The organism is Lentzea sp. NPDC058450 (assembly GCF_042721395.1).
GTDB lineage: Bacteria > Actinomycetota > Actinomycetes > Mycobacteriales > Pseudonocardiaceae > Lentzea.
This window is the reverse complement of sequence record NZ_JBHXLO010000046.1, coordinates 64,379-71,315: the sequence shown is the minus strand read 5'-3', so window position 1 is coordinate 71,315 and position 6,937 is coordinate 64,379. Positions and strand designations below refer to the sequence as shown.

Sequence of the window (6,937 nt, the reverse complement as noted above, 5' to 3'; positions counted from 1 at the left end):
AGATTGGGGCTTGACTTCGGGGCCCTTGCGAGGCGCTCATCGGCCGTTAAAAGCCGGGCTGAAAAGCGCCCGGCCGATCCGCGAAGGTAGCACCTCGCACCCAAAGTCAAGCCCCAATCTCGAGCGTGCGTGGTTGCGTTGGCACCGCACGTCACCACACCGCTTTGACGGAGCCAAGAGGTAAGGACGCCTCGCCTTCCGGCATTGCGTTGGGTCTTGGCTGGGCTCGGCTGCGCCATCGCGATGCTTGCGCTCATGCGGGCTCGCCTTCGGCTTCGCATGTCCTCAAGCCATCCTTGCCATGTTCTTGGCCTGCCGGGACGTCCGGAACTTGTCACGGTCCCCGGTTTGTCTCGGACAACTGGTTGGTACCTCTTGTCCGGTGGTGACCTGCCGCCTAGTCTCGCGCCCGTCTGCGATCAGGCAGCTTTGTTACCCAATGGGCTAGAGGTGGTTGTGAGCAGCAGATTTGTGGTGGGAGCGCTCGCATTGGCGCTCGTTGCGGCGGGGACGACCAGTGCTTCGGCGGCGGATCCGCTGGTCTCTCGCGGCAAGGCGGTGACGGCTTCTTCGGTTGAGGCGGCCGGGTACGAGGCGGACAAGGCCGTGGACGGGAATGCCGGTACGCGGTGGGCCTCGGCGCTCGGGACTGCTCAGGAGTGGATTCGGGTCGACCTCGGGTCGGCGCACTCGGTCAGTCGGGTGCGGCTGAGTTGGGAGGCGGCGTTCGCTCGGGCCTATCGGGTGCAGACGTCTGCTGACGGTGGCTCGTGGAACGACGTGTTCACCACCGGTGCTGGGGACGGTGGGGTCGATGACCTGACCGTGTCCGGTAGTGGGCGGTACGTGCGGGTGTTGGGTACTGCTCGCGGTACTGAGTGGGGGTACTCGCTCTGGGAGCTCGAGGTTTACGGCGTTGGGGACGGCACGCCGCCGCCCACCGGGGTTGCGGTGCCGTTCGGTAGTCGGCTGCAGCCTTATGCGGCCGGGATGTTGCGGCCGTCCGGGAGCACGTCCACTTTGGATGCTCAGGTGGTGGACTACTACCAGCGCTGGAAGAGCGCGTTCGTCCGGCAGAACTGCGGGAACGGGTGGTATCAGGTGATCTCGCCTGATGCCGATCATCCGTACGTTGCCGAGGCGCAGGGGTACGGCATGGTTGTCGTTGCGACCATGGCCGGTGCTGATCCCGATGCTCGGAGGATCTTCGACGGGCTGGTCAAGTGGAAGATCGATCATCCGTCCTCGATCAACCGGGACCTGCTGGCCGCCGAGCAGGACGTGAACTGCCGGAGTGTCAACGGTGGGGACGGTGCCACCGACGGCGACATGGACGTGGCCTACGGGCTGCTTCTCGCCGATCGGCAGTGGGGGTCGGCCGGGACGTACGACTACAAGCAGTTGGCTGTCCGGCACATCAACGCCATCAAGGCCAGTGAGGTGAACCCGCAGACCAACCTGCTGAAGCTGGGGGACTGGTCGAGCGCCGGTGACCAGTACTACTACCTGTCGCGGTCCTCGGACTGGATGGTCGACCACTTCCGGGCGTTCCGGAAGGCGACTGGCGATGGGGCGTGGGACACGATTCGTGGGGCGCACCAGAACGTCATCGCGCAGCTTCAGCAGCACTACTCGCCTGGGACCGGGTTGTTGCCGGACTTCGTGGAGAACACGAACTCCTCGCCGCGGCCGCCTGCCGGGCAGGTGCTGGAGAGTGCGAACGACGGCAAGTACTACTGGAACGCTTGCCGGGTGCCGTGGCGGATTGGTGCGGACGCGGTTACCAGTGGGGACTCGCAGTCGTTGGCGGCAGCCCGCAAGCTCAACACGTGGGTCAAGGCCAAGACCGGCGGGAACCCCAACAACATCGCCATGGGGTACCAGCTCAACGGCACGCAGATCTCCGGTGGCAGTGCCGCCGCGTTCTTCGCGCCGTTCGCGGTGGTCGCCGCCACCGATTCGAGCAGCCAGGCGTGGCTGGACGCGTTGTGGAACAAGATGGTGCAGACGCCGATCGACGGCGGCAGCTACTTCTCCGCGAGCATCCAGCTGCAGGTGATGATCACGGTGACCGGGAACCACTGGGTGCCGTGACCCGACGGTCGGCGGGGCGCGGAAGTGTCTCGCCGATCGTGCTGTTCGAACGCGCAACACTGGTCCGTACCTCTTGTGAGCTGCGCAGACGCCTGCTTACCGTCCCCTCCAACTCGCATTGGCAGTTTTGTTAACCAATTGCTGGAGGCGGTCGTGGGCGGCAGAAAAGTGGTGTTCGGGGCGGCCGGGCTCGTGCTCGGTCTTCTCGTCGCCGGAACAACCATCGCGTCGGCGGCGGACCCGCTGGTCTCGCGCGGCAAGGCCGTCACGGCCTCGTCCGTCGAGGGCAGCGGGTTCGAGGCCGGCAAGGCGGTCGACGGCAGTGCGTCGACCCGGTGGGCGTCGGTCGAGGGGCGCGATCCCGAGTGGCTGCGGGTCGACCTCGGTGCGGCGCACTCGATCAGTCGGGTGAAGCTGAGCTGGGAGGCGGCGTACGCGAAGTCGTACCGGATCCAGACCTCCCCGGACGGCTCGGCGTGGACCGACGTCTACTCGACCAGCAGCGGTGACGGCGGCACCGACGACCTGACGCTGTCCGGTTCGGGGCGCTACGTCCGGATGTACGGCACGGCGCGCGGCACCACGTACGGCTACTCGCTGTGGGAGTTCGAGGTCTACGGCGTGTCCGGTGGCACCCCGCCCACGACCACGACGACTACGACCACGACCACGACTCCGCCACCGAACGGGCTGGGCTACCCGTTCGGCAGCAGGAAGACTCCTTACGCGGTGGGCGTCCTGCGCCCGTCCGGCAGCACGTCCACTTTGGACGCCGAGGTCGTCGAGTACTACCAGAAGTGGAAGGCCGCGTTCGTCAAGCAGAACTGCGGCAACGGCTGGTACCAGATCATCTCGCCGGACGCGGAGTTCCCGTACGTGGGCGAGGCCCAGGGCTACGGCATGGTGATCACCGCCCAGATGGCGGGCGCCGACCCGGACGCGAAGAAGATCTTCGACGGCCTGCTCAAGTACAAGCTCGCGCACCCGTCGGTGAACAACCCAGACCTGCTGGCGTCCGAACAGGACACCGCCTGCCGGAGCGTCAACGGCAGCGACAGCGCGACCGACGGCGACATGGACACGGCGTACGGACTGCTGCTCGCCGACCGGCAGTGGGGCAGCACCGGCACGTACAACTACCGGCAGATCGCGCTCAAGAACATCAACGCGATCAAGAAGAGCCTGATCAACCCCAGCACCAGCCTGCTGCTGATGGGCGACTGGTCCGGCCCCGACGACAGCAGGAAGTACTACGGGTCGCGGTCTTCGGACTGGATGTCGGACCACTTCCGCGCCTTCCGCGCCGCCACCGGCGACGGCGCCTGGGACACCATCCGCACCAAGCACCAGGACCTCATCGCCGGGCTCCAGTCGAAGTACGCGCCGAGCACCGGCCTGCTGCCGGACTTCGTGCAGGACACCAACTCCACGGTCAAGCCCGCCGTGGGCAAGGTACTCGAAGAAGACGAGTACGACGGCAAGTACTGGTACAACGCCTGCCGCGACCCGTGGCGGATCGGCGCGGACGCGGCCCTCACCGGTGACGCCAAGTCGGTGGCCGCCGCTCGCAAGATGAACTCCTGGATCAAGAGCAAGACCGGCGGCGACCCGAATAAGATCGGCGTCGGCTACCAGTTGAACGGAACGCAGATCCAGAGCGGCACCGACGCGGCGTTCCTCGCGCCGTTCGCCGTCGCGGCCACGACGGACGCCGGCGGCCAGGCCTGGCTCGACGCGCTGTGGAACAAGATGCTGACCACGCCGGTGCAGACCGACACCTACTTCGGCGCCAGCATCCAGCTGCAGGTGATGATCACGGTGACCGGCAACCACTGGATCCCGTAAATCCGTTGCCCGGCCACGGTTGAATGGTGCGATGGGGGTAGCCAGAGCGCGTCGCATCGCAGAGCGGGTACACCGGGGGCAGCTCACCCGCGAGGGTGGGCTGTTCCTCGACGAGCTCGACCAGGTGGTCCGCCTGGTCGAGGAGAACGGAGGGGGCGCGCTGGCCGTCCAGGCGGCCTGGCTGCACGCCGTTCCGGAGACCAGTGCGGACCTGGCGAGCGAGGACGTTCCGTTGCACGTCCGCCAGGTGGTGCAGGCGTTGCGCTGTGCGCCTGGCTGGTCCCAGCCGCAGTCGTCGAAGGTGGCGCGGGCGGAAGGGATCGTCCGTGCGGCGAAGCTCGCGCAGTCGCGCTCCACCCGGCCGCCTGCCGAGGACGCCGAGCCGGCCACGCTGGCGGAACTGCTGGTCCGGCACCGGGCGAAGACCGATGTCCGCAGCGAGATCTACGGCCTGGTCGCCGCGCCGCTCGACGCCGACGACCCCGCCGTGGCCGAGCTCGTAGAGCAGTGGTCGAAGTCCGGCGACGAGTGGGAGGCCATGATCGCCATGAAGGCGGCCCACAGCGCGGGGATGGTGGACACCGAAAGCCTGCTGCGCGAGGTGACCGACGGTTCTCCGAGCGAGGCGAGCACGGCGATCAGGACGATGACCGGGAGCGGCGAGGCCGAGATCACGGCGTTGCGTGCGGCCCTGCTCAGGCCTGGTGTGGAGTACCGGTGGGTCCGGCGCGAGGCGCGGGTCCGGCTGAGGAAGATCGGCGGCCCCGCCGCGGCAGCCGCGGCGGACGCGTGGTTCGTCGACCCGATGGACACGCCCTGGCAGTACGACAGACGCTGGCTGAGCCGGAACGCCGGCCGAGTGGTCCCTCTGCTGATCGAGGTGCTGGGCGATCCCGCCTGGCAGTACGAGGCCCCGCAGGCGTTGGGGTCGTTGAGGGTCGAGGAGGCGGTGGGCCCGCTGTGCGACCAGGCTCGCACCGCGAAGAACCCGATCCCGTACGTCCTGGCCCTGGGGTCGATCGGCTCGCAGACGGCGGGTCGGGCGCTGGCGGAGCTGACCGGTCACGCCGAGGCGCGCGTGCGGGAGGCGGCGGTGCAGGCGCTCGGCAGGACCGGCGGTGCCGACGTGACCGCGGTGGCGCTGGCCGCGTGCGACGACCCGGACGTCCACGTGCGGTACCGGGCCGCGAAGGTGCTGGCCGAGCACGGTGACGAACGCGCGGTGATCACGTTGATCCGCCTGTGCGACACCGACCACGCGGCCGAGGCGGCGGACGCGCTGGCCCGCATCGGTGATCCGCGTGCTGCGCCGACGCTCTGGTACCTGTTCAACAACCACCCCGACCGGGCGGCCCGGCACGCGGCTGGGCGGGGCCTGGCGCGCATCGAGTGCGAGGATCACTGGCCCAGTCCCGAACCAGTGGTCGAGCGCGCGTACATGTGGCTGCACGGGCACAAACCGGAATGGTCCAGGTTCAGTCTGGAGGGAGGGACCACGCACTCCGACGCCATGGTGCGGGTCCGTGCCATCGAGGCGTTCGGCCGGCTGCGCGATCCCGCCGGCATCCCGCACATCCGTCCCCGGCTCACCGATCCCGACGCACGGGTCCGGGCGGCCGCGCGGAACGTGCTGAAACTTCTCGGCGACGACGCTTGACCTTGACCCTGGGTCAGGGTTCGAGGGTATGGGCATGGACAACGACTTCCTCGCCCGGACCGCCGCCCGCTTCGCCATCCCCGGCGCTGCAGTGGGCGTCTTCCACAACGGCCAAGAGCACTACTTCACGCACGGCGTGACCAGCGTCGAGAACCCGTTGCCGGTCACCGAGGACACGCTCTTCCTGCTCGGCTCGGTCACCAAGACCTACACCGCCACGGCGATCATGCGGCTGGTGGCGCAGGGCCAGATCGAGCTGGACGCGCCGGTGCGGCGGTACGTGCCGGAGCTGCGGCTGGCCGACGACCGCTCGTTCACCGTCCGGCAGCTGCTCAATCACACGTCCGGCCTCGACTGGGGCACGCTGGTCGACACCGGCGAGGGCGACGACGCGCTGCGCCGGCACGTGGACGAGCTGGCCACGCTCAAGCTCATCGGCGACGTGGGGGAGCGGCCGTCCTACAGCCAGTCCGGGTTCAACCTGGCCGGGCGGATCATCGAGAACGTCGCCGGGCAGACCTACGAACAGGCGATGGCGTCGTTGCTGCTGGAGCCGCTCGGGCTCGGCGACACGCACTTCGACCGGGACGCGGTGATGACCCGCCGGTTCGCCGTCGGGCACGAGAAGGGCGAGGTCGCGCGGCCGTGGCGGCACTGGCGCGCCAACAACCCCGGTGGCGGCATCGCGGCCTCGGTCGCGGATCTCCTGGCGTGGGCCCGGTTCCACCTCGGCGACGGCGACGGAATCGATCTTGCGGCGATGCGCGTGCCCACGGCGGTGCTGCGCGGCAGCAACCTCGGCGACGCGATCGGCGTCGGCTGGTTCCTGCGCGAGATCGACGGCGTGCAGGCGATCGGGCACGGCGGGTCGTCCAACGGGCAGTTCGCCGAGCTGCTGATCGTGCCGTCGCTCGGGTTCGCGGTCGTGGCGGTCGCGAACCAGGGACCGGACGGCATCCCGTTCAACCAGGCCGTCGTGCGGCAGGCGCTGGAGGACCACGCCGGGCTGCTCGACCGCGACCCCGAGCCGTTGCCGTACGACGCGGAAGCCGCCTCGGAAGTCGTGGGCGGGTACGACAACGACGCGATGGTGATGTCCATTGAGGACACGAACGGCCTGGTGCTGGAGGTGCTGATCCGGCCGGAGATCCGGGCGTCCGCCGAGATGGAGCTGCCGGCCGACCACGCGCCGTTCCCGATGGGGCTGCTGCCGCGCGACGAGTACGTGATCACCGCGGGCGCGTTCAGCGGGCAGCGCGGTTTCTTCACCCGCGACGCGGACGGCGTGATCGTCGGGGTCGATCTCGCCGGACGCATGTTCGGCCGGGTGCGATGATGCCG

General features: G+C 68.7%; 4 protein-coding genes. All 4 read left to right on the top strand.

The window, feature by feature from the left end; translation table 11 throughout:
- Positions 1-456 precede the first annotated feature (456 nt).
- The 4 genes from ACFWNN_RS42390 (at position 457) to ACFWNN_RS42375 (ending at position 6,932) form a co-directional block, all read left to right on the top strand.
- The gene (locus tag ACFWNN_RS42390) at positions 457-2,094 is read left to right on the top strand and encodes a glycosyl hydrolase family 8 (protein WP_382445642.1); all 1,638 of its coding nucleotides are present in this window, start codon (positions 457-459) and stop codon (positions 2,092-2,094) included.
- A 153-nt stretch (positions 2,095-2,247) separates the two neighbouring features.
- Positions 2,248-3,939: a glycosyl hydrolase family 8 gene (locus ACFWNN_RS42385; protein ID WP_382445641.1), complete on the top strand. Its 1,692-nt coding sequence runs from the start codon at positions 2,248-2,250 to the stop codon at positions 3,937-3,939.
- Between the two features lie 31 nt (positions 3,940-3,970).
- Positions 3,971-5,596, top strand: a complete 1,626-nt coding sequence (locus ACFWNN_RS42380) for a HEAT repeat domain-containing protein (RefSeq protein ID WP_382445640.1) — start codon at positions 3,971-3,973, stop codon at positions 5,594-5,596.
- A gap of 34 nt (positions 5,597-5,630) precedes the next feature.
- The gene (locus tag ACFWNN_RS42375; RefSeq protein ID WP_382445639.1) at positions 5,631-6,932 is read left to right on the top strand and encodes a serine hydrolase domain-containing protein; all 1,302 of its coding nucleotides are present in this window, start codon (positions 5,631-5,633) and stop codon (positions 6,930-6,932) included.
- The last annotated feature ends 5 nt before the right edge of the window (positions 6,933-6,937 follow it).

Excerpts from the sequence above, each read along its gene's own strand:
- ACFWNN_RS42380 (WP_382445640.1), top strand. The coding sequence starts at position 3,971 with ATGGGGGTAGCCAGAGCGCGTCGCATCGCAGAGCGGGTACACCGGGGG.
- ACFWNN_RS42375 (WP_382445639.1), top strand. The coding sequence starts at position 5,631 with ATGGACAACGACTTCCTCGCCCGGACCGCCGCCCGCTTCGCCATCCCC.